Annotated in this window: 15 protein-coding genes and 1 riboswitch; of the genes, 2 read left to right on the top strand and 13 right to left on the bottom strand. The window is 77.6% G+C overall.

Annotation, left to right across the window (positions count from 1 at the left end):
• Positions 1–15: 15 nt before the first annotated feature.
• The 11 genes from HH311_RS04520 to HH311_RS04470 all read right to left on the bottom strand — a co-directional run bounded on the left by HH311_RS04520 (position 16) and on the right by HH311_RS04470 (position 17,999).
• The gene (locus tag HH311_RS04520; protein WP_169182304.1) at positions 16–3,165 is read right to left on the bottom strand and encodes a BTAD domain-containing putative transcriptional regulator; all 3,150 of its coding nucleotides are present in this window, start codon (positions 3,163–3,165) and stop codon (positions 16–18) included.
• Between the two features lie 10 nt (positions 3,166–3,175).
• A complete protein-coding gene (gene thiD, locus HH311_RS04515) occupies positions 3,176–4,039 on the bottom strand; it encodes a bifunctional hydroxymethylpyrimidine kinase/phosphomethylpyrimidine kinase (protein ID WP_169182303.1) in 864 nt (287 codons plus the stop codon).
• 53 nt (positions 4,040–4,092) lie between these two features.
• Positions 4,093–4,920, bottom strand: coding sequence for a bifunctional hydroxymethylpyrimidine kinase/phosphomethylpyrimidine kinase (thiD, locus tag HH311_RS04510; protein WP_169182302.1), 828 nt, complete (start codon positions 4,918–4,920; stop codon positions 4,093–4,095).
• Positions 4,917–6,527 carry a phosphomethylpyrimidine synthase ThiC gene (gene thiC, locus HH311_RS04505; protein WP_169182301.1) on the bottom strand — a complete coding sequence of 537 codons (1,611 nt, stop codon included), beginning with the start codon at positions 6,525–6,527 and terminating at the stop codon, positions 4,917–4,919. Before thiC ends, thiD (HH311_RS04510) begins: the two co-directional genes overlap by 4 nt.
• Positions 6,528–6,538: 11 nt before the next feature.
• A riboswitch (TPP riboswitch) is annotated at positions 6,539–6,634 on the bottom strand.
• A gap of 62 nt (positions 6,635–6,696) precedes the next feature.
• Positions 6,697–7,635, bottom strand: a complete 939-nt coding sequence (locus HH311_RS04500) for a S1C family serine protease (protein ID WP_169182300.1) — start codon at positions 7,633–7,635, stop codon at positions 6,697–6,699.
• 10 nt (positions 7,636–7,645) lie between these two features.
• Positions 7,646–9,100 carry an MFS transporter gene (locus HH311_RS04495; RefSeq protein ID WP_169182299.1) on the bottom strand — a complete coding sequence of 485 codons (1,455 nt, stop codon included), beginning with the start codon at positions 9,098–9,100 and terminating at the stop codon, positions 7,646–7,648.
• Between the two features lie 116 nt (positions 9,101–9,216).
• Positions 9,217–10,230 carry an alpha/beta hydrolase family protein gene (locus tag HH311_RS04490; RefSeq protein ID WP_169182298.1) on the bottom strand — a complete coding sequence of 338 codons (1,014 nt, stop codon included), beginning with the start codon at positions 10,228–10,230 and terminating at the stop codon, positions 9,217–9,219.
• Positions 10,231–10,337: 107 nt separating this feature from the next.
• The gene (locus HH311_RS04485) at positions 10,338–11,174 is read right to left on the bottom strand and encodes an SDR family NAD(P)-dependent oxidoreductase (protein ID WP_169182297.1); all 837 of its coding nucleotides are present in this window, start codon (positions 11,172–11,174) and stop codon (positions 10,338–10,340) included.
• The gene (locus HH311_RS04480; RefSeq protein WP_169182296.1) at positions 11,171–15,532 is read right to left on the bottom strand and encodes a type I polyketide synthase; all 4,362 of its coding nucleotides are present in this window, start codon (positions 15,530–15,532) and stop codon (positions 11,171–11,173) included. The genes HH311_RS04485 and HH311_RS04480 overlap by 4 nt, the downstream gene beginning before the upstream one ends.
• Entirely contained in the window at positions 15,529–17,271 is a 1,743-nt protein-coding gene (locus HH311_RS04475) for a fatty acyl-AMP ligase (RefSeq protein ID WP_169182295.1), read from the bottom strand. The genes HH311_RS04480 and HH311_RS04475 overlap by 4 nt, the downstream gene beginning before the upstream one ends.
• A 140-nt stretch (positions 17,272–17,411) precedes the next feature.
• Entirely contained in the window at positions 17,412–17,999 is a 588-nt protein-coding gene (locus HH311_RS04470; RefSeq protein WP_169182294.1) for a peptide deformylase, read from the bottom strand.
• Between the two features lie 195 nt (positions 18,000–18,194).
• Here HH311_RS04470 and HH311_RS04465 point away from each other — a divergent pair, with 195 nt between their 5' ends.
• Together HH311_RS04465 and HH311_RS04460 are read left to right on the top strand one after the other, a co-directional pair.
• The gene (locus tag HH311_RS04465) at positions 18,195–18,521 is read left to right on the top strand and encodes a DUF3263 domain-containing protein (protein WP_169182293.1); all 327 of its coding nucleotides are present in this window, start codon (positions 18,195–18,197) and stop codon (positions 18,519–18,521) included.
• A gap of 76 nt (positions 18,522–18,597) precedes the next feature.
• Positions 18,598–19,320: a LytR C-terminal domain-containing protein gene (locus HH311_RS04460; RefSeq protein ID WP_169182292.1), complete on the top strand. Its 723-nt coding sequence runs from the start codon at positions 18,598–18,600 to the stop codon at positions 19,318–19,320.
• A 302-nt stretch (positions 19,321–19,622) separates the two neighbouring features.
• On the opposite strand, the gene HH311_RS04455 is transcribed toward HH311_RS04460, so the two are convergent.
• A complete protein-coding gene (locus HH311_RS04455) occupies positions 19,623–21,980 on the bottom strand; it encodes an AAA family ATPase (RefSeq protein ID WP_169182291.1) in 2,358 nt (785 codons plus the stop codon).
• Positions 21,977–22,996 (bottom strand): phosphatidylcholine/phosphatidylserine synthase, encoded by a 1,020-nt coding sequence (locus HH311_RS04450; RefSeq protein WP_169182290.1) that lies wholly within the window; start codon positions 22,994–22,996, stop codon positions 21,977–21,979. Before HH311_RS04450 ends, HH311_RS04455 begins: the two co-directional genes overlap by 4 nt.
• Position 22,997 lies beyond the last annotated feature (1 nt).

Genomic DNA, 22,997 nt, shown 5'->3' with positions numbered 1-22,997 from the left:
CCGGTATAGCGACAGTTAGTGCTCACGAGCGCGCAGCGCACCTATGCGGCCCAACGTCGCCGTCCCGCTCATCGCCCCGGCCAGGTGCCCCTCCCACGGCGCGAGGTCCCGACGGCAGGCGGCGAGCACGGCCCGGTCGTCGAGGGCGGCGGCGGTCTCGGCGCGCAGCGCGGTCCACATCAGCCACCACCAGTCGGGGCTGATGTCCAGGTCGGGCCGCCAGACGCGCCGGGCCTCGTCCGGACGGCCGGCCGCGACGAGCGCCGCCGCGTACGCCTCGGCGATCAGCACGCCCCGCGTCCGGTACTCCGCGGCGAGGGGCTCGACGAGGTCTCCGAGGCGGCCCCGCGCGTGGTACACGCCGATGAGCCCGACCGTCGACAGCGCCGACGCGTTCGCCAGCCCCCGCTCGGCGAGCGTCGCGGCGACGCCGGTGTAGAGGCGCTCGGCGTCGTCGTACCGCCCGGCGAGCTGGGCCTGGAGGGCGGCGAAGATCGACGTCCATCCGAGGGTCGAGGCGAGCTGGCCGTCGGGGGCCTCGGCCAGCGCCGTCGCGGCGTGCCCGGACGCGGCGGCGAAGTCCTCGCGGTAGCACGCGTGCAGGAACCGGGCGTGGTGCCCGACGACGCGGTGCCCCCACGACCCCGCCCGCTCGGCCGCCCCGAGCATCTCGACCCCGAGGGCGTCGAGGGCGTCCCAGCGGTCGGGGTGGAGCAGCGTCCAGAAGCGGGCGTTGAGGACCAGGCAGCGCAGGCCCGCGTCGTCGGGGAGCCCGTCGAGCAGGGCGAGCGCGGCCTCGGCGTCCGCCGTCGCGCGCCGCGGCTCCCGGGGGTGCCAGGCGAAGGCCCGCACCGCGAGCAGGCGCACGCGGTCGGCGGGCGCCGGGTCGCCGGCCAGGAGCGACGCGATCGTCGACACCAGCGGCCGGTCGACCTCGGCGTTCTCGGCCAGCGCGAACGTGACGGGTCCGTCGACGCAGGTGGCGACGTCGAGGAGCAGGGCACGGTGCTCGTCGTCGGGGAGGCCGGAGATCCCCGCGACCTCCGCCAGGGCGGCGCTCCGCTGGGTGACGGCGGGTAGGCCGGCCCCGGCCGCCGAGTGGGCCGAGGCGAGCGCGCAGCGCAGCCGGACCCGTCGTCGGGCGTCCTCGGTGGTGACCGCGAGGTCGAGCGCGGCGGCGAGGAGGTCGGCCGCGGTCCGCGGCACGTCCTCGGCGCGGGCCGCGCGGGCGGCCCGCTCGGCGTGGTCGAGCACCCGGTCGATCCCGGCGACCGGGCCGGCGGCCAGCGCGTGGTGGGCCAGGGCCGCGTGGTCGCCGGGCCGGACGCGCTCCAGCACGGTCAGCGCCTCGGCGTGCACCCGGGCGCGCCGCAGCCGGGGGAGCTCGTCGTAGAGGGTCTCGCGGACGAGGTCGTGGGCGAAGCGGACCGCGTCGGGCCCGGACTCCACCAGCAGCCCCGTCACCACCCCCGCCTCGCACGCGGCGAGCACCCGGTCCTCGTCGGCGTCCTCGAGCGCGACCAGCACCGACACGTCGACGTCGCGGCCCAGCACGGCCGCGCGGCGCAGCACGGAGACGGCGGGGGCGGGCAGCTGGGCGGCGCGGCGGGAGAGCACGTCGCGGACGCCGGCGGGGACGGTGCGACGGGCGGCGTCGGCGCCGACCGTGCGGGCCAGCCGGGCGACCTCGCGGACGAACAGCGGGTTGCCCGCGGTGCGCTCGGCGATCCGGGCGGCCGCGTCGTCGTCGACCTCGAGGCCCTCGCGGGCGACGAGCGCGGCGACGGCGGCGCGGTCGAGGCCGATGAGCTCGACGCGCTCGGCGGTGAGGGTGGCGAGGGCGGCGACGGTGGCGAGGAGGTCGTCGCCGGCCTCGGCGGGGCGGAACGTCGCGAGCAGGAGCACCCCCGCGAGGCGGGCCGACGCCACGACCCGGAGCAGGCGCCACGTCTCCTCGTCCCCGCGGTGCAGGTCGTCGACGACGACGAGCAGGGGCGCGTCCCGGGCGCCCAGGGCGGCGAGGAGGGCGCGGCCGTGGTGGAAGGCGCGGTGGGGGTCGTCGGCGCCGGTCGTCGTGACCCCGCCGAGCGCCTCGCCGATCTCGGTCCACGCCCAGCCCGGCGGGGCGCCGTCGACCTCGGGGCAGCGGCCGCGGACGCTGGGCCAGCCGAGGGCGTCGGTGAGCGCGTCGGCGAGCGTGGACTTGCCCGCGCCCGCGTCGCCGGTGACGAGGGCGAGCAGCCCGGGCCCGGCGGCGGCGGTGGCGGCGACCGCGAGGAGGCGGGCGAGCTCGGCGTCGCGGCCGACGATCCGGGTGTCCGGCCCCGCCGACGGTGTGGCTTTCCGGACGATCAGCGTCTGCGATGCGACACCGCTGACATCGGGAACGGCCAGCCCCGCGTCGTGGGTCAGGATCCGGTGCTCGAGCTCGACCAGGCCGGGTGAGGGGTCGAGACCGAGCTCGTCGTCGAGCCGGCGCCGCAGGTCGGCCAGCGCGGCGAGCGCCTCGGCCTGCCGCCCGGTCCGGTAGAGGGCCAGGGCCAGCAGCCGGACGGGTTCCTCGCGCAGAGGCTCGTCGCGCACGTGCGGGCGGAGGAGTTCGACGACGACGGCGGCCCGCTCGGCCGGGCGGCCCGTGTGGGCCGGGTCGTCGGCGAGCTCCGCCGCCGCGAGCGCCTCGACGAGGGTGCGCCGCAGCTCGACGAGGCGCTCCACCTCCGGCGCGGCCCACGCGGCGTCGGCCAGCTCGGCCAGGGGCGGGCCGGTGAAGAGCCCGAGCGCCTCCCGCAGCGTCGCGGTGGCTGCGGCGGGGGCCTCGTCGCGGGCGCGGGCCCGCAGGACGGCGGCCCGGGTGGCGTCGAGCCCCTCGCCGACGCGCAGCGCGTAGCCGCCGGCCGCGCTGACGAGCACGGTCGCCGGGGTCCGGGGCGCCCGGCCGGGCTCGAGGACGCGGCGCAGGTGGCTGACGTGGGCCTGCAGGCCCGCGAGGGCGCGGGGCGGGGGCTCGCCGGCCCAGAGGTCGTCGACGAGGCGGTCGGTGGGCACCACGTCGCCGCCCGCCACCGCGAGCCGCGCGAGGACCGCCCGGCGCTGCAGGCCACCGAGGTCGAGGGGGCGTGCGTCGAGGGTCGCGGCGATCTCGCCGAGCACACGGACCGCGAGCACGCCCGGAAGCCTACGGTTCGTCCCACTCCGCGATCGCCCAGAGCGGGGACACCGGCCCGGTGCCCTGCCCGAGGGGGTAGGCCGCCGCGACGGCCCGGCGGATGTAGCGCTCGGCGTAGGCGACCGCGTCGGGGACGGCGAGGCCCCGGGCGAGGCCGGCGCAGGTCGCGCTGCCCAGCGCGTCGCCGGCGCCGTGCACGTGCGGGGTGTCGATCCGCGGCCCGGTGAACTCCCAGGTCCGCTCGCCGTCGGAGAGCAGGTCGGTGACCTCGGGCGAGCCGTGGAGGTGGCCGCCCTTGACGAGCACCCACCGGGCCCCGAGGTCGTGCAGCGCGTCGGCCGCCTTCCGGGCGGAGTCCGCGCCGGTGACGGTGACACCGGTGAGCAGCCGGACCTCGTCGAGGTTCGGGGTGACGAGCGCCGCGCGGGGGAAGAGCAGCGTGCGGAAGGCCTCCATGGCGTCGTCGGCGAGCAGCGGCTCGCCGTACATCGACGCCGCGACCGGGTCGATCAGGAACGGGACCGATGGTCCGGCTCCGCTGCGCTGCGTGTCCTGGTCGTCGCCGCGCCCGATCCCGACCTCGTCGACCACCCCCGCGACCGCCTCGATGATCTCCGCCGTCGCCAGCATCCCGGTCTTGGCGGCGCCCACGCCGATGTCGGAGACGACGGCTTGGACCTGCGCGGCGACGACGTCCGGCGGCACCAGGTGCACCCCGGAGACGCCGAGGGAGTTCTGGACGGTCACGGCCGTGACCGCGACGCAGCCGTGGACCCCGCACGCCGTCATCGCCCGGAGGTCGGCCTCGAGCCCGGCCGCGCCGCCGGAGTCGGAGCCGGCGATCGTCAGCGCGCGCGGCGGTGTCTCGGCCATGGGGAGCACGCTCCCATGTGAACGGATGTGGTCGCCCGGACGACCACATCCGTTCACATGGGCATCGCCCTGACCGGCCCGTGGCCGGCGCCCAGCGGGTAGGAGTGCTCCACCGCGCGGGTGATGAACGCCTTGCCGAGCGCCACCGCGTCGACCAACGACATGCCGCGCGCCAGGCCCGCCGTGATCGCCGAGGCCAGCGAGTCCCCGCCGCCGTGGGTGTGCGGCCGGTCCAGGCGCGGCGAGCGGAACTCGTGCGTCCCGCCGTCCGCGGTGGACAGCAGGTCGACGCACTCCGGCTGGGGCCTGCCCGTCGTCGCCTCCAGGTGACCGCCCTTGACCAGCACCGCGCGGGCACCGAGCGCGTGCAGCGCCGCCGCCGCCCGGTGGGCGGAGGCCTCGTCGACGACCTTGACGTCGGCGAGCAGCGCGATCTCGTCGAGGTTCGGGGTCACCAGCGTCGCCCGGGGGAGCAGCTCGGTCCGGACGGCGTCGAGGGCGTCCTCGGCGAGGAGCGGACTCCCGCTCATCGATGCCGCGACCGGGTCGACGACGAACGGGACCGACCCGGCCGCCCCGATCCCGACCGCGTCGCACGCCCCGACGACCGCCTCGATGATCTCCCGGGTCGCGAGCATCCCGGTCTTGGCGGCGTCGACACCCATGTCGCCGGCCACGGTGCGGATCTGGGCGGCGACGACGTCGGGCGGCACCTCGTGGACCGCCGACACCCCCAGCGAGTCCTGCACCGTCACCGCCGTGACCGCCACCGACCCGTGCACCCCGCACGCGGCGAACGCGCGCACGTCCGCCGTCATCCCGGCGCCGCCGCCGGAGTCGGTGCCCGCGATCGAGAGCGCGACGGGCGGGCTCGCGGTCACGACCCGGCCCCCGGGAGGTGGACGCGGTTCCCGCGCGAGGCGAACTCCTCGGACTTCTCCGCCATACCGGCCTCGATGGCCGCCACGCTCGTCAGGCCGTGCTCGTCGGCGTAGGCCCGCACGTCGTGGCTGATCCGCATCGAGCAGAACCTCGGCCCGCACATCGAGCAGAAGTGGGCGGTCTTCGCGGGCTCCGCGGGCAGCGTCTCGTCGTGGAACTCCCGCGCCGTGTCCGGGTCCAGCGCGAGCCGGAACTGGTCGTGCCAGCGGAACTCGAACCGGGCCCTCGAGAGCGCGTCGTCCCGCTCCTGGGCCCGCGGGTGGCCCTTGGCGAGGTCGGCGGCGTGCGCGGCGATCTTGTAGGTGATGACGCCGACCTTCACGTCGTCGCGGTTCGGCAGCCCGAGGTGCTCCTTGGGCGTGACGTAGCAGAGCATCGCGGTGCCGGCCTGGGCGATCTGCGCGGCCCCGATCGCCGAGGTGATGTGGTCGTAGCCCGGCGCGATGTCGGTCGCGAGCGGCCCGAGCGTGTAGAACGGCGCCTCGCCGCACCACTCCTCCTCGAGGCGCACGTTCTCCGCGATCTTGTGCATGGGGACGTGGCCGGGCCCCTCGATCATCACCTGCACGCCCTGCGCGCGGGCGATGTGCGTGAGCTCCCCGAGGGTGCGCAGCTCGGCGAGCTGGGCCTCGTCGTTCGCGTCGGCGATCGAGCCGGGCCGCAGCCCGTCGCCGAGGGAGAACGTCACGTCGTAGCGGCGGAGGATGTCGCAGAGCTCGGAGAAGTGCTCGTACAGGAACGACTCGCGGTGGTGGGCCAGGCACCACGCGGCCATGATCGAGCCGCCGCGGCTGACGATGCCCGTCACGCGACGGGCCGCCAGCGGGACGTGGCGCAGCAGCACGCCCGCGTGCACCGTCATGTAGTCGACGCCCTGCTCGCACTGCTCGATCACGGTGTCGCGGTAGAGCTCCCAGGTGAGCTGCGTGGGGTCCCCGTCGACCTTCTCCAGGGCCTGGTAGATCGGCACCGTCCCGATCGGGACCGGCGCGTTGCGCAGGATCGCCTCGCGGGTGCGGTGGATGTCGGGGCCGGTGGAGAGGTCCATGACGGTGTCGGCGCCCCACCGGGTGGCCCACACCATCTTCTCGACCTCCTCGGCGAGACCACTGGTCACCGCCGAGTTGCCGATGTTCGCGTTGATCTTCACGGCGAACGCCTTGCCGATGACCATCGGTTCGGACTCGGGGTGGCGGTGGTTCGCGGGGATGACGGCGCGCCCGGCGGCGACCTCGGCGCGCACCGTTTCGGCGTCGATCCCCTCCCGGACGGCGACGTAGCGCATCTCCGGGGTGGTCTCGCCGTCGCGGGCGCGCTCGAGCTGGGTCCGGGTCCCGATCCACGGCTCCCGACGACGAGGCAGGCCGGCCTCGAGGTCGATCGTGGCGGTGTCGTCGGTGTACGGGCCGGAGGTGTCGTAGACGTCGAGGTGGCCGCCGTCGGTGAGCTCGATGCGGCGGGCGGCGACGGCGACGCCGTCCGCACCGTCGAGGTGGATCTTGTGGGACCCGTCGACGGGACCGGTGGTGATCGTGGGCGTGCCCATGGCTGCGCGTCTCCCTACGCCGGCATGACCCGGTCAGGTTCGTACGGTCGGCGGCGCCGCGACGTGTCGAGCCGCCCTCTCAGCCCGCTCGTGGCGCGGGCTCCCGTGGTCTGCAGTTGTCTGTCGGGCCCCGACCGTGCCATCGGTGCCCGGCGGGGGCAAACGCGCGTCAGGAGAGCTCGGAGGGCACCGCGAGGACGTCGACCATGGCCCGGCCGCGCAGCACGGTGACCGGCAGCGTGCGGCCGATGGAGTCGGCGAAGAGGCGTCGCTGCAGTCCCTGGGCGTCGACGACGGGCTCGCGGTCGGCGTCGACGACGATGTCACCGCGACGCAGGCCCGCCTGCGCGGCCGGGCTCCCGGCGACGACGTCGGCCACCCGCAGGCCCTTCGCCCGTCCCAGCCGCGCGGCCACCTCGACCGGCAGCGGCGCCGGGGCGCCGACGACGCCGAGGTAGCCGCGGCGCACCCGCCCGTCGCGGCGCAGGGCCTCGAGGATGCCGCGGGTCGTCGTCGTGACCGGGACCGCGAGGCCGAGCCCCACCCCGGCGACGGCCGTGTTGATCCCGACGACGTGGCCCGACGCGTCGGCGAGGGCCCCGCCCGAGTTCCCGGGGTTCAGCGCGGCGTCGGTCTGGATCACGTCCTCGACGACGCGGCTCGCGCTGCCGTCGCGCGTGGGCAGCGAGCGGCCGAGGGCGCTCACCACGCCGGCGGTGACGCTGCCCGCGAGACCGAACGGGTTGCCGACGGCGACGACGAGCTGGCCGACCCGCAGGCCGGCGGCGTCGCCGAGGGCCACCGGCTCGGGGGTGGTGGCGTCGGGGTGCACGGCGAGGACCGCGAGGTCGGAGAGCGGGTCGGCGCCGAGGACGCGGACGTCGGCGTGGGTGCCGTCGGCGAAGGTGGCGCGGCCGCCACGGGCGCGGGCGACGACGTGGGCGTTGGTGACCAGGACGGCGCCGGGTCCGGCCGGGTCGCCGACCACGACCGCGGAGCCCGCGCCGCGCGGGTTCTCCGGGTCGCCGACGGCGAGGGCGGCCACGGCGGGGCCGACCGTCTCCGCGACGGCGACCACGGTGCGGGAGTAGGAGTCGAGCTCGTCCACAGCGTCGTGCTTACACCGTTGCACCGGTATCGGGCAGGGGTGTGCGCTGAGGGCGAAACCCGGGCCCCCTCGGCCGCCGAGCCCGGCGGTGGCGTCCGCCCCGTGCCGCGCCGAGCCGCCAGGTCACGGCGAGGGCGACCACGAGCGCCGTCGCGGTGAGGCCGAGGGCGCGGGCGACGCCGTGCGCGAGGACCGGCGCCGAGAACGTCACCGCGCCCAGCACCGCGACCCCGAAGGCCGACCCCACCTGTTGGGCGGTGGTCATCGCGCCGGACCCGGCCCCGACGTCGTCGCCGGTCAGGTCGGCCAGCACGATCGAGCCGAGCTGGGCCGAGGCGAGCCCGAGCCCCAGCCCGTAGAGCGCGAGCAGGGCGCCGCCGAGGGCGAACGGGGCGGCGCCGCCCGCCACCAGGAGGGCGAGCCCGGCCGCCGCGGCGCCCTCGCAGGCCAGCCCGGCGCGGACGGTCGCGCGCGGGCCGACCCGGCGGACGAGCAGTGAGGTCGTCAGGCCGCCGGTCAGCGCCGCGACGGTCGGGAACACCAGCAGGACGGAGGCCTGCGCCGCGGTCCACCCCAGCACGTCCTGCCACCAGAAGGGCAGGACGAACATCAGGCCGAACTCGCCGAAGCTGACCACCGCCGCGGCCGCCGTCCCGGCCCGGAAGGACCGGACCCGCAGCAGGTGGCCGGACAGCAGGGGGACCGCGCCCGCCGCGCCGAGCCGGCGCTGCCGCACCCCGAACGCCGCCGCGCAGAGCACCGCCGTCCCCACCAGCAGCGGGACCGGGGACACCGGCCAGCCCGCCGGGGCGGCGGGCCCGGGGGCCCACCAGCCCCAGGCCGGGCCCTGCACGAGCGCGAGGACCCCGGCGCCGACCCCGGCCGCGGAGAGCAGGGCGCCCACCGGGTCGACGGACCCCGTGCGCTCGCGGCTCTCCGGCAGCGCGAGGTGCGCCGCGAGGGCGACCGCCACGCCGACCGGGACGGACGCGGCGAACACCGCGCGCCAGCCCAGCGTGGTCGTCAGCCAGCCACCGAGCAGGCCACCGACGCCGGCCGTCGCGGCGATCGTCGCGCCCCACAGCGCGAAGGCCGTGCCCCGCACGGGTCCGCGGAACGTCGCCCCCAGCACGGAGAGGGTGGCCGGGAAGACCAGGGCGGCCCCGGCCCCCTGCAGGGCCCGGGCGAGGAGGAGGACGGCGGGCCCCGGCGCGAGGGCGGCCAGCGCGCCCGCGCCGGCGAGGACCAGCGCCCCGGCCGCGAGGGCACGACGGCGTCCGAACCGGTCGCCCACCCGGCCGGCGGAGAGCAGCAGCGACGCGAAGACCACGGTGTAGGCCTCGACGACCCACTGCGCGCCCCCGCCGCCGATCCCGAGATCGGCGACGAGCCCGGGGGCCGCCAGCGTGACCACGGTGGCGTCGACGACGACGAGGGCCGCGCCCGCGCTCGCCGTCGCGATCACGGCGGCGGCGCGCCATCCGGTCGGGTCGGTGTCGGGGGAGCCGGGGGCGTCGAATGCGTCGGGACGGGGTGCGGCGAACTCGACGGTCGGTGCCCCGGCGAGCGCCGCGGTGCTCGTCAGGCCGGGATCCCGAGCGCGGCGGCGATCATCGGCCAGGCCTTCTTGTACTCGGCGCTCCAGAACGGCCAGTCGTGGATGCCGGTGGCCGGGAAGTCCGAGGTGACCGCCACCCCGGCCGCGCGCGCCTCCTGCGCGAACCGCACCGAGGTGCTGAACGCGACCGACTCGATCGAGCTGCCCCCGGTGGCCCGGCCCAGCGCACCGGGCGGGTCGCGGAGGACCTGGCCGGGGTCGCCGGCCAGGCGGGCGGGGGTGGGCACGCCGCTCGACGCGGAGACGAACACCGCGGTGCCCCGGAGGTTCCCCATCCCGTTCGCCGGGTCCTGCGCCGCCCAGACGCCGGACTGGGCCACCGGGTCGCCCCACGGTGCCTTCGGGTCGACCCCGGCGTCCGCCATCGACTTCTCGTACAGGGCGGACACGCCCGGCGCGGAGGAGTACGGGATCCCGGAGAACGACGCGGCCGCGGCCCACGCGCCGGGCTGGTGCGCCGCGAACTTCAGCGCCGCGTGACCGCCGACGGAGATGCCCATGACGGCCTGGCGGGCGCCGCCCCGGAACTCCGCGCGGATCAGCGCCGGCAGTTCGACGGTGTCGAAGGTCTCCCAGTGCGGGCCGGGGGCGAACCAGTCGCTGAACATGCCCCCCTTGCTGGTCGGGGGCAGGACCACGAGCGCGTCGTGCGCGGCGGCGAAGGCCGGGAGGTCGGTGAGCCTGGTCCAGGCCCGGTCGTCGACCTCGTCCATCCCGCCCAGGGCGTACAGCGTGGGGAAGGTGCCACCGTGCGCCCAGCCGCGCGGCAGGAGCAGCGTCACGGGGAGCGTCGTGCCCATCGCCGGCGAGAACACCCGCAGGCGGATCTCCGAGGGGCCGTGCGGGACCGCCGAGACGACCCGGGCACCCGGAGCGGGGGCCGCGACCGCGGTGCCGCCGCCGGCGGTGAGCAGCGCCGCGACCAGCGCGAGGACGAGGGCCGCGGCACGCCCCGGGCCGCTGGGTCGTCGCAGCACGTGGGCTCCCCGAGGGTCTGGTGGTGTGGGTGGGAGGGCGGACCCGCTCCGTCGGGTCCAACGAGGGTTGTCGCGCACCGTGACTGGATGTCACTCGCAGTGGTGGCTCAGTGCCGCGCGGCGAGCAACCGGTCCCGCACCCGCCCCGGGAGCACCGCGATCGCGGCCGCGAGGTGGGCGTCGCGGCCCACGAGCCGCCGGGGCCGGGGCCGGGGGGCCTCGACCTCCCGGACGATCGCCCGGGCCACACGCCGCGGCGGGGCGCCGCGCTCGGCGTTGTGCGACGCGTCGGCGGCGAGGTCGTCCCACAGCGCGTCGTACTCGCGTGCGACGTCGGGTCCGAGCCGGGCCCGGAGGTCGGTGGTCGCGTCCCGGGCCCGGTCCCAGATGGCGCTGGCGGTCACGCCGGGCTCCACGAGGACCACCGGCACCCCGCGCGGGGCGAGCTCGGCCCGCAGCACCTGGGTGGTCGTGGCGAGGGCGGCCTTGGACGCGGCGTAGGCCCCGAGCATGGGGCCGGCGAGCCGGCCGGCGAGGGAGCCCACGACCACCACCCGCCCGCCGTCGCGGCGCAGCGCGGGGAGCGCGGCCTGGACGAGCGCGACCTGCCCGACCACGTTGACCTCGAGCACCCGGCGGAGGTCGTCGGCCGGCAGGTGGGCGAGCGGCGCGGCGAGCGCGATCCCCGCGTTCGCGACGACGGCGTGCAGCGGGCCCGCCGCGGCGACGTCGCGCACGACCTCGCCCATGCGCGCGGTGTCGGTGACGTCGAACCGCACGACCCGGAGCCGGGCGCCGTCGTGCCGCGCCTCGAGGGCGGCGGCGTCCGCGGGCGCGCGCACCGACGCGGTGACGTGGTGCCCGCGCTCGAGCAGCTCGGCGACGGTCGCGGCGCCGATGCCGGACGACGCCCCGGCGACGAGGACGTGGCGCGGCCCGCTCACCGGCTCCGCCCCGCCATGAGGCCCCACCGGGCGGCGAGGTCGTGCGCGATGGCCTGCGCGTGCGGCGGGTCGAGGACGCCGAGGTGGTCGGTCTCGAGCCCGACGATCTCGAGGTCGGTGAGGGCGTCACCCCACCCGCCGTCGGGCCCGACCCGGTTGTAGCGCGGGTCGAGGACGTCGAAGGCCTCGCACGGGTGCAGCGCGCGGTACTGCACCACGGGCGCGGAGAGCCGGCCCGGGACGTGGGCCTCGGCGTCGCGCGCGTCGAGGATCGAGGTCCGCTGGTGCTCGAGGGCGGCGGCGCTCCACGGCACGGGGGCCTGGGTCAGGGCGCGGAGGAGCCGCGCCAGCTGGGCGTCCTCGTCGAGGTCGGCGAGCCCGTCGAGGTCGATCGGGAGCACCGTGTCGTGGACGTTCTCGAGGTGGCGGACCAGCCGGGAGAGCCGGGCCGCGGTGAACGACCGCGGGTCGCCGGAGAGGTCGGGGCCGGGTGCGGCGGCGGCCCGCACCGCGTCGACCAGCGCGACGATCTCGACCTGCTGCCCCGCGGCGGTGAGCGCGACCGCGGTCTCCTGGGCGAGCACGCCACCGAACGACCAGCCCAGCAGCCGGTACGGGCCGGCGGGCTGCAGGCGGCGCAGCTGTGCCAGGTGACCGCGCGCCCGCTCGGGGACCGGCCCGGGCTCCGCGGCGCGCTCGTGACCCAGGCAGGGCACGTCGGGCGGCAGCGCGGCGACGAGCGGCCCGTAGACCGCGGTCGGGGTGCCCGCGGGGTGGAACAGGTGCAGCGGGACCACCCCGGGCTCGCCCTCCTGCAGGACGGTGACCGCGGGCGTGTCCGCGGGGACCGACACGCGGGCCGGAGCGCCGCGGGTGGGCGCCGGGCGTCCCGGGCCGGGGTCCTGCGCGAGCTGCCGGACCGTCGCGCCCGCCAGCAGCTCGCGCACCGGCACGGTGACGTCGAGCTCGGCCTCCAGGAGGCGGCGCAGCCGCAGCGCGCCGAGCGAGTCCAGCCCGACCGCGGCGAGGTCGGCGTCGACGTCGAGCCGCCGGTGGTCGAGCCCGAGGACGTCGGCGGTGAGCCGGCGGACGGCGTCCAGCCGGGTTCCGGTGCCGGACGCCTCGGCGGCGGTCTCGGGGGAGCCGCCGTCGTCGGGTCCGGGCGTCACGGCGGTGGTCCTCGCGGTGGCGACCGGCACCCAGCCGCCGTCGGGCGTGCGCAGGTGGACCTCGACGGTGCCGTCGCCGCGCGCGAGGGTGCTCAGCGCGGCACCCCGGCCGGCCTGTCCGGTGCCGGGCTCGGTGAGCCGGACGAGCTCCCCGACGAGTGCGGCGCCGGGACCGTGGCGGTGCTCCGCGGCGGCGAGGACCCGCTCGCGCAGCCGGGCGGTGGTGAGGTCCCCGTGCCGCGGCGGCGCCTGCCACACGTCGGCGGACCCGCCGGGGAGCTCCTGGTGGGCCCCGAGGAGCGGGTGTGCGCCCGTGGGCGCGGCGACGGCCGCGGGCGGCTCGGCCCAGAACCGCTCGTGGCGCCACACCGGTCCCGGCAGGTCGACGACGCGGCCGTCGCCCAGCACGGCGGCCCAGTCGACCGCGACGCCGGCGACGTGCAGCTGCGCCTGCGCGATCCGCAGCGCCCGCACCTCGTCGTCACCCCGCCGCACGGAGGAGACCAGGACGGGCTCGGTCCCGGCGGCGGCGAGGGTGCGACCGGTGGCCCCGAGGACCACCGGGTGCGGCGAGAGCTCGAGGAACCGGGCGTGCCCGTCGGCCGCCGCGGCGGCGACGGCGTCGGCCCAGCGGACCGGGTGCCGGGCGGCGTCGGCCCAGTGCGCGGCGTCGCCGGTCGGGTGCCGGCGCGGGTCGCCGCCGGTCGTGTCGTACCAGGGCACCGTGGCGGGCCGGGTCTCCAGGTCGGCGAGCTCGCGGCGCAGCGCGGCGCGGAGGGGCTCGACGGCGGCGGTGTGGCAGGCCACCCCGAGCGGCAGGAGCCGCGCGGTGCGGCCCCGGTCGCGGGCGGCCTCGACCACCCGGTGCACGGCGGCGGCCGGCCCGGAGACGGTGAGCTGGTCGGGCGCGGCGTGCACCGCGACCTCCACCTCGTCGCCGATCGACGCCAGCTCGGCGGGGGTGAGCTCCACCGACGCCATCGCGCCGCCCCCGGCCGCGTCGAGCTCGGCGAGCCGCCGGGCGCGGACCGCCATGACCCGGACCCCGGCGTCCTCGGTGAGCACGCCGGCGGCGACCGCGGCGGCCACCTCGCCCATGGAGTGCCCGACGACGGCCGCGGGCTGGACCCCGGCGGCCCGCCAGGTCGCGGCGAGCGCGAGCTGCACTCCGCACACGGCGAGCTGGGTGGCGGCGAGGTCGGACTCCGCGGGGGGATCGGTGAGCAGCGCGGTGAGGCTCCGCCCGGCGTACCGGGTGAAGGACTCGTCGAGGCGGGCGACGGCCGCGGCGAACACGGGCTCGCCGTCGAGCAGGCCGCGGCCGGTGCCCGGCCACCAGGAGCCGTGGCCGCCGAAGAGCCACACCACGCCCGGCGCGGCGGTGGGGTCCGGCTCGGCGACGGGCCCGTGCGCGGCGCCGGTCAGCCGGGCGGCGAGCTCCTCGTGGTCGGAGGCGACCACCGCGAGGCGGCGTCGCCGGCCGGTGTGTGCGGAGATCGCGTCCCGGCGCGCGAGGGTGTGCGCGACGTCGACCGGGCTCGGGCGGGCCCCGGCGGGCCGCTCGGTCAGCCACCGGCCCAGCGCGCGGGCCGTCTCCTGCAGGCGCTCCTCGTCGGGGGCGGACAGGACGGCGACGACGGGCCGGTCCCGGGGCGCCTCGGCGGCGGGGTACGCGGGCGCCTCGACCAGCACGGCGTGCGCGTTGGTGCCGCTGAAGCCGAACGACGACACCCCGGCGCTCGCCCGCCCGCCGTAGCGCGGCCATCCGGTCGGGTGCGCGACCACGCGGAGCCCGGCGGCGGCGAGGTCGAGGTGGGGGCTGGGCTCGTCCTGGTGCAGGGTCGCCGGGAGCCGGTCGTAGCCCATCGCGAGCACGACCTTGATCAGCCCGACGAGGCCCGCCGCGGCCTCGGTGTGCCCGATGTTGGACTTCACCGAGCCGATGAGCAGCGGGTGCTCCGGGGACCGGCCGGCCCCGAGGGCCGCGCCGAGGGCGCCCGCCTCGATGGGGTCGCCGAGCGCGGTCCCGGTGCCGTGGGCCTCCACGTAGTCGACGGTCGCCGGGTCGATGCCCGCGCGCCGGTACGCGGCGGCCAGCAGGTCCCGCTGCGCGCCCGGGTGGGGCGCGGTGAGCCCCTGCGAGTGCCCGTCGGCGTTCACGGCGGTCGCCGCGAGCAGGGCGAGCACCCGGTCGCCGTCGCGCCGCGCGTCCGCGAGCCGCTTGAGCACGACCACGCCCGCGCCCTCGCCGCGCGCGACGCCGTCAGCGGCCGCGTCGAACGGGGCACAGCGTCCCCGCGGCGAGAGGACCCCGAGCGCCTCCATGGCGACCTGGCCCCGGGCGGTCCCGAGCACGTTGGTGCCGCCGACGAGCGCGAGGTCGATCTCCCCCGCGCGCAGGGCCTGCGCCGCCTGGTGCAGGGCGACCAGGGAGGAGGAGCAGGCGGTGTCGACGGTGACGGCGGGTCCGCGCAGGTCGAGCACGTAGCCGAGACGCCCCGCGACGACGGCGGCGGAGGTGCCGGTGGCCTGCCACGGCTCGCCCGGGGTGGAGGGGTAGTCGACGGAGGACACCCCGACGTAGACGCCGGTCGCGCTGCCGCGCAGGGACGCCGGGTCGATCGCGGCGTGCGCGAGGGCCTCGTGGGCGACCTCGAGCAGCAGCCGCTGCTGGGGGTCCGCCGCCGCGGCCTCGCGCGGCGAGATCCCGAAGAAGCCGGCGTCGAAGCCCGCGACGTCGTCGAGGAAGCCGCCGCGGTCGCCCACGTCGGCGGGCCGGTCCGACCACCGGCCGGCGGGCACCGTGCCGACGGCGTCGCCGCCGCGCGCCAGCAGCTCCCAGAACGCCTCCGGGCAGTCCACGCCACCGGGCAGCCGGCAGCCGAGGCCGACGAGGGCGAGGGGCTCGTCCGGGGCCGGGACGGCGTCGCGGGGGGCGGCCACCCCGGCGGCCTCCGGGGCGAGCGTGCTGATCAGGGTGGAGATCGTCGGCGACTCCCACAGCACCGTCGTCGGGAGGTCGACGCCGAGCTCGTCGCCGATCTCGCCGGACAGCGCGACGATGTCGCGCGACGAGAGCCCGAGGTCCCCGAGCGACGCGTCCGCGTCGAGCTCGGCGGGGTCGAGGTCGCACCAGGTCGCGACCAGCTCCAGCAGCCTGCCGCGCAGGTCCGCCTCGGCCGCGGTCACCGGAGCGCCCCGGCGTCGGCCAGGTAGGCCCGGCGGCACGCCGCCCGGGCGATCTTGCCGCTGCTGGTGCGCGGGAGCTCGTGCGGCGGGACGAACCGGACCTCGCGCACCGGGACGCCGTGCTCGGAGGAGACCGCCCGGCGCACCGTCCGGGCGGCGCTGCCGTCCTCGTCGCGGCGCCGTCGCACGGCGAGCACCACCACCTGCTCGCCCTCGTCGCGGTCGTCCACCCCGAACGCGGCGACCAGCCCCTGCCGCACCTCCGGGTCGGCCGACTCGGCGGTGGCCTCCAGGTCCTGCGGGTAGTGGTTCCGGCCGTCGACGATGATCGTGTCCTTGAGGCGCCCGGTGACGAACAGGGCGCCGTCGTGGACGACGCCGAGGTCGCCGGTGCGCATCCACGGGCCCGCCGGGAGCCCACCGCGGGCGTCGTCGGCCAGGGTGGCCTCGAAGGTCTCCCGCGACCGCTCGCCGCCGCCGTGGTAGGCCGCCGCCACGTTCGGCCCGCGGCACCACAGCTCGCCGACGGCACCGTCCGGGCGCGGTCGTCGGGACACCGGATCCACGACGACGACCGACTGGCCGACCGGCGTCCCGCACGACACGAGCGCGCGGGCCCCGTCGTCGTCGGTGGCCGGCACCGCCTCCCCGCTGCGCAGCCGCTCGGCGTCGAAGGCGACGGTGACCGGCTCGCGGCCGGCCGGGCCGGTGGCGACGAAGACGGTGGCCTCGGCCAGCCCGTACGAGGGGCGGTGGGCCTCCCGTCGGAACCCGACCGGGCCGAAGCGCTCCGCGAAGCGCTCGATCGTCGCGGGCCGGACCGGCTCGCTGCCGTTCACCAGCGCGGTGACCCCGCTCAGGTCGAGCCGCTCCAGGTCGACGTCGCGGACGCGGCGCACGCAGTGGTCGAAGGCGAAGTTCGGCGCCGCGGAGAAGGTGCCGGGTGCCCCGGCGAGCAGGTCGAGCCAGCGCGCCGGGCGCTGCACGAACGCCGCCGGGTCCATGAGGTCCGCGGACACCCCGGTGCACACCGGCAGCAGCACGCCGGCGACGAGGCCCATGTCGTGGAAGAGCGGCAGCCAGGTCACGGAGCGGTTCGTGTCGCGGTGCACCCCCACGGCGTCGACGAGCTGCGCGCAGTTGGCGAGCACGTTGGCGTGGGTGACGACGACGCCGGCCGGGGTGCGCGTCGAGCCCGACGTGTACTGCAGGTAGGCGACGTCGTCGGGGTCCGGGTCCACCAGCTCCGCCCCGCTCGGGGCGGGGAGCTCGTCGCCGGTGCCGCCGAGCGCGAGCACCCGGCCGACCGCGCCGGTGGCCTCGACGGCCTCGACGCCCGCCGGGGTGGCCAGGGCCAGCGCGGGCGTGCAGTCCTCGAGCACCGCCCGGACGCGCTCGGCGTGCCCCCGGTTGTCCGGGCCGAACAGCGGCACCGCGACGAGGCCGGCCCGCACCGCGGCGAGCATGCCGACGACGAACTCCAGGCCGGTGGGCAGCATGATCGCGCAGCGCTCGCCGGGCTCGGCCACCGTGCGCAGCCGGCGGGCGAGGTCGTCGGTGTCCCGCGCCAGCTCGTCCCAGGTCAGCGAGGACCGACGGGGCGGCGAGACCGTGTGGTCGCTGAACGTGAAGGCGGTCGAGGTGCCGCGCTCGGCGGCCCACGTCGCGGGGCCCGCGGTCAGCGGGACGGGGCCCGTGGCGCACGGGTCGTCCACCGGATCGGTCAGGACGGTCGTCACAGGAGGCGCTCCGGAGTCTCGTCGCTCATCGGGGAGGACGGCCGCGTCGCCGTCCCCCGTGCAACGAGGGAGTCACCGCTACTGGTGCCGGTGTGTAGCCGATCGGTTACTCATTGTGTTCAACAAAGGGTCGATCCCGGTCAGTGACCGAACGGGTCCGGATCCACGCCCGGCATCCAGGACAGGCCCGGCACGCCCCAGCCGTGGTCGCGGACCGCGCGCTTCGCGGCCCGCTTGTTCCGCCCGACGAGCCGGTCGGTGTAGACGTGGCCGTCGAGGTGGTCGGTCTCGTGCTGCAGGCAGCGGGCGAAGAAACCGACGCCGGAGACCTCGAGCGGGGTGCCCTCGACGTCGTACCCGGTGACCCGCGCCCACTCGGCCCGGCCGGTGGGGAAGTTCTCGCCCGGCACCGAGAGGCAGCCCTCGGCGTCGTCGTCCTCGTCGGGCATCGTCTCGGGGATCGGGCCGGTCTCGAGGGTCGGGTTGACCACGACGCCGCGCCGCCGCTCGCCGTCGAGCTCGGGGTCGGGGCAGTCGTAGACGAACACGCGCCGCCCGACGCCGATCTGGTTGGCGGCGAGCCCGACGCCGTGGGCCGCGTCCATCGTCTCGAACAGGTCCTCGACGAGGGTCTTGAGCTCCGGCGAGCCGAACTCGTCGTCGTCGAACGGCCGCGTCGGGGCGTGCAGGACGGGTTCGCCGGTGATGACGATCGGGCGGACGGTCACGGCGGGGCAGCCTAGGTGAGCTGGGGGATCGCGGCCGGGGGTGGTGGTGACGCCGTGCGTTGCCACGGAGTTGTCGGACCGGCGTGGTTGAATGGGAGGCACCCGAATGACACCCGTGTCATTCGGGTACGGGAACCCTCTCGTCGATCACCGGTGAGCGGGCGCCCGGAGGAACGAGCCTCTCCGAGGAGAGTGATGGACGCCCCAGCAGCCTCGACCGACCCGGCGCCGGCCACCGGTCCCGCTCGGCACGCCTCGGCCCCGGACGACGGCCTGACGCGCCGCGACCGGGAGATCCTCGCCTTCGAACGGCAGTGGTGGAAGTACGCCGGCGCCAAGGAGCAGGCGATCCGCGAGCTGTTCGACATGTCCGCCACGCGGTACTACCAGGTGCTCAACGCCCTCGTGGACCGTCCCGAGGCGCACGCGGCCGACCCGATGCTCGTGAAGCGCCTCCGCCGGCTGCGTCAGACACGTCAGCGCGCCCGTGCGGCGCGTCGGCTCGGAGTAGAGCCGAGCTAGTGGTCTCCTGATCCCGACGAGGTCGGTACGCCTGTGAGTGATGGGGCACCGACGGGATCGGAAGGGGAGCAGGGTCATGACGGGTCCCGGGGCGTCCGGCGCCTCCCGCTTGCGCATCGCGGGCGTCGCGCTGCTCGGCGTGGCAGCCATCGCGGCCGTCGTGGGTCTGATCAGCCTCGGGGGCCAGGGGAGCTCCGCCGCACCGGCCCCGCCCACCGCCGCCGGCCCCGCGTCGAGCTCCCAGCTCGCCCCGCCGTCGTCGTCGGCCCCGGCCGCTCCCGCGCCGAACACGGTCGCGCCTGGCCAGGCCGGTGCCGGACTGCCCGGGGCGGCCCTGCCCGGCTCCCCCACGCCGGGTGCGGCGCCGCCGGTGGTGGGGGCACTCCCGCCCGTCGCGGCCGCCCCGCCGATCGTGCCCGGCGGCGGCTCGGGCGCCGCGGCGTCCGGGGGCGGCGGCTCCGGTGGCTCGGGCGGCGGGGGCGGCACGTCGTCCTACGCGGGCGTCCCGGTCCGCGTCTACAACAACTCGATGATCGTCGGCCTCGCCGAGAAGGCCGGCGACCAGATGAAGGCCCGCGGGTTCGACGTCGTCGAGACCGGCAACTACGCGCAGGGCGTCATCCCGGTGAGCACCGCCTACTACCGGCCGGGCACGAACGAGCAGGGCGCTGCCGACGCCGTCGCCGCCGCGTTCGGCCTGCGCTCGGAGCCGCGCTTCCCCGGGCTCGCGAACGCCTCCCCCGGCGTCATCGTCATCGCGACGAACAACTGGGGCCAGACGGCGCAGAAGGGCTCCTAGGCTCGGGTGGGGGCTCCACGAGCGAGCGGCGCCGTTCTGGCATCGGACGCCAGGAATGCGCCATTGCTTCGGTTCGGAGCCCCGGTCGGCGTCGGGGTGGGGGCTCCACGAGCGAGCGGCGCCGTTCTCGCATCTGACGCCAGGAATGCGCCACTGCTTCGGTCGGAGCCCCGGTCGGCGTCGGGGTGGGCCGCCGTCCGATGAGCGAGCGGCGCCGTTCTGGCGTCCAGCGGGAGGAATGTGCCATTGCTTCCGCCGGGAGCCGGGAGCCGGGAGCTGAGGCTCGGGACCAGGACCCCGGCTCACCCCCGCGACGCGTACGCCTCCAGCTCGGCCAGCTGCCGCGGGTCCAGCGACGGCCGGACCACCTGCCGCGCGGCCTCGAACTGGGCGGCGGTGACCTCGGTGGAGTCCAGCGAGGCCCGCATGGCGGTGAGTGCGGCCTCGCGGACCAGCGCCGCGCAGTCGGCCGCCGAGTAGCCCTCGAGCGACTCCGCGAGGGCGTCGAGGTCGACGTCGGGCGCCAGCGGCGTCGCCTTCGCCGCGGCCCGCAGGATCGCCGCCCGGGCCGGCGCGTCCGGTGGCGGGACGTAGATCTGGCGCTCGAGCCGGCCGGGCCGTAGCAGCGCCGGGTCGATGAGCTCGGGCCGGTTGGTCGCGCCGAGCACCACCACGTCGCGCAGCGGCGTCGCGCCGTCGAGCTCGGTGAGCAGCGCCGCGACCACCCGGTCGGCCACCCCGGCGTCGCTCGACCCGCCCCGCCGCGGCGCCAGCGCGTCGACCTCGTCGAGGAACACCAGCGCCGGCGCCGCGTCGGCCGCCCGGCGGAAGAGCTCGCGCACCGCCCGCTCGGACTCGCCGACGTACTTGTCCAGCAGCTCCGCGCCCTTGACCACGAACACGTTGAGCCGCCCCGTGCCGGCCAGCGCCCGCATGAGGAACGTCTTGCCCCCGCCGGGCGGCCCGTAGAGCAGCACCCCGCGCGGCGGGTCGACCCCGAGGCGGGCGAACGAGTCCGGGTAGCTCAGCGGCCAGAGCACGGTCTCGGTGAGGGCCTGCTTCGTCTCGGTCATGTCGCCGACGTCGTCGAGCGTGAGCCCGCCCGAGTGCAGCGTCTGCGACCCCGACGACGACAGCGCCACCGGCCGCACCGACGTCACCGCCCCGAGCAGGTCGTCCTGGGACAGGCGCAGCTCCCCGGCGTCCCCGGAGTCCCCGGCGCTCCGCAGCGCCGCCCGCACAGCGGCCTCCCGGCGCAGGGCCACGAGGTCGGCGGCGACGAAGCCGGGGGTCCGCAGCCCGACGACGCCGAGGTCCGCGTCGCCCGCCAGCGGCACCTCGCGCAGCAGGACGCGCAGGAGCTCGGCGCGGTCGCGGTCGTCGGGGGCGGCCAGGCCGAGCTCGCGGTCGACGAGGTCGGGAGCGCGCAGGCGCGGCTCGACGGACTCGGAGCCCTGCGCGGTCGCCACCAGCGCGACCCGCTCCGACGCGACGACGGCCCGCAGCTCGTCGAGCACCACGGTCGCCAGCGGCGGCGGGTCGGACGCGGGCAGGAGCGCCTCGACGTCGGGCACCAGGAGCACGGCGCGGGCGTCGCCGGTGGCGGCCTCCCGCGCCCGACGGCAGGCCGTCCGCACCCGCTCGGCGGCCGCCCCGGCCTCCAGCGCGGCGGCGGCGGGCGCGTCGAGGACGACGACACCGGCGCGGGCCTCGGCGGCGACGGAGCGCACCAGCGTGGTGCGCCCGACGCCCTCCGGCCCGACCACCAGCACCCCGAGCCGCGGCGCGGCCCCGAGGCGGGTCAGCAGCTCGGGGCGGTGGAACACCAGCTCGAACCACTCACCCAGCCGCCGCGCCGCGTCCTGGTGCCCGACCAGGTCGCTGACCGCGGGCGGCGGGGGCTCGGGCGGGGCGGCGGGCGCCGGCGAGGACACCGGGGCCGGCGCCGACGAGGCCCCGGCGACGGCGGCCGCGAGCCCCGGGCCGGGAGCCGCCCCCCTCGACGTCGGGACCCCTCCGAAGAAGCTGGACGGCGTGGCCGCCGCCGGGGGCACCGGGTCCGGCGACGAGCCGGTGCGGGCCCCGCCCTGCCACTCCACGACGGTGCTCGGCCCCACGACGTAGGCCGCGTCCGACCCGGGCTCGGCGGCCACCACGGTGACCAGCTCCGTCGTCCACGTGCCGCCGAGCTCGGCCGACAACCGGGTCCGGGTCCCGACGGCGTCCGCGCCCGGTACCGGCGCGAGGTCCTGGGGGAGGAGCGAGACGGTGTCGCCGGGGGTGACGACCTTGCCGGTCAGGGCCAGGCGCACCGTCTCCGGCGCCACGGCGGTCGAGGCGAGCCGTGACCCCGCGACGGTGAGCGTGCGGGCGGCGGTGACCGCGACCGGCTCCACGGCTACGGCGGTGCCGGCGACGATGCCCGCGTTGACCATCGCGGTCTCGTCGAGCGTGGCGGTGCCCGGGGAGACCGGGCCGGTGGCCGGCGCGGCCAGGGCCACCGTCGCCCGGGTGCCGACGACCCGGACCGCGTCCCAGGCCGCCAGCCCGAGCGCCGCGAACACCTCGGTGTGCAGCCGGACCACCCCGCGGCGGGCGTCGGTGGCGGAGGTCGAGAGCTGCGCGGTCAGCGTGACCTGCGGGCTCCCGGCGGTGCTCACGGCCGCTCCTGCGGGCGATCGGGGCCGGGCCGCTCGGGACCTGGACCCGGGTTGTCCTGGGGTCGGCGGTCGGGGCCGCGGCCCTGGCCCCGGCGTCGGGATCCCCGCTGGCCCAGCCGCCGCGACCCGGGACCCCGGTCGCCCGCCCGGTTGATGGTGCGGCGCCCGGCCCGCGCGGCGGCACCCGCGACCCGGCGGGGCAACGGCCGGCGGGGAGGCGCCAGGCCGAGCCGGCGGTGGGCCCGTCGGACCGCCCGGCGCTGCCGCGGCGGCACGTGCCAGACCTCGGGGTGGCGCTCCAGCCAGCGGTACCGGTAGACGGCGTAGGGGATGTGGGCCAGGTAGAGCAGGATCACGACGGGGTAGAGCGCGAACGGGACGGCGACGACGGCCGCGGCCGCGAGGGCGACCAGGACCAGCGCCGGGGCGACGGCGGCCGGCGGCACGCGGACGCTCTTGAGCGACGACGTCGGGATGCGGGAGATCATCAGGCCGGCCGAGAACACCGTCCACAGCGCGACGGTCACCGGCGCCGACCACCAGCCCGGGCCGAGCAGCAGCTCCGTCGCCAGCGGCGTCAGGCTGATGAGCGCCCCGGCCGGGGACGGCACGCCGACGAAGAACTCGCCCGCGAACGGGGGCGCCTCGACGTCGTCGGAGAGGGTGTTGAAGCGCGCGAGGCGCAGCGCCGTCGACACCACCAGGACGAGCGCCACCACCCAGCCGACGCGCAGGTCGTGCAGCGACCAGAGGAAGAGGACCAGCGCGGGGGAGACGCCGAAGGAGACGCAGTCCGAGAGCGAGTCGAGCTCGGCGCCGATCCGGCTGGTCGCGTCGAGCAGGCGGGCGAGCCGGCCGTCGAGGGCGTCGAACACCCCGGCCAGCGCGACGGCGGCGACGGCGGCCACCTGGTTGCCGGCGACCATGAACTGGACCGCCGAGAGCCCCGAGCACAGGGCCAGGACCGTGACGGCGTTGGGCAGCAGCCGGATCCCGGGCGCGGTCGACGCGGGCACC

The sequence above is a fragment of the Actinomycetospora sp. TBRC 11914 genome, assembly GCF_012933465.1.
Classification (GTDB): domain Bacteria; phylum Actinomycetota; class Actinomycetes; order Mycobacteriales; family Pseudonocardiaceae; genus Actinomycetospora.
The sequence above is the reverse complement of the archived record's forward strand: the minus strand, read 5'-3'. Positions and strand labels throughout refer to the sequence as shown.

Excerpts from the sequence above, each read along its gene's own strand:
- thiD (WP_169182303.1), bottom strand. The coding sequence starts at position 4,039 with ATGGCCGAGACACCGCCGCGCGCGCTGACGATCGCCGGCTCCGACTCC.
- thiC (WP_169182301.1), bottom strand. The coding sequence starts at position 6,527 with ATGGGCACGCCCACGATCACCACCGGTCCCGTCGACGGGTCCCACAAG.
- HH311_RS04465 (WP_169182293.1), top strand. The coding sequence starts at position 18,195 with ATGGACGCCCCAGCAGCCTCGACCGACCCGGCGCCGGCCACCGGTCCC.
- HH311_RS04460 (WP_169182292.1), top strand. The coding sequence starts at position 18,598 with ATGACGGGTCCCGGGGCGTCCGGCGCCTCCCGCTTGCGCATCGCGGGC.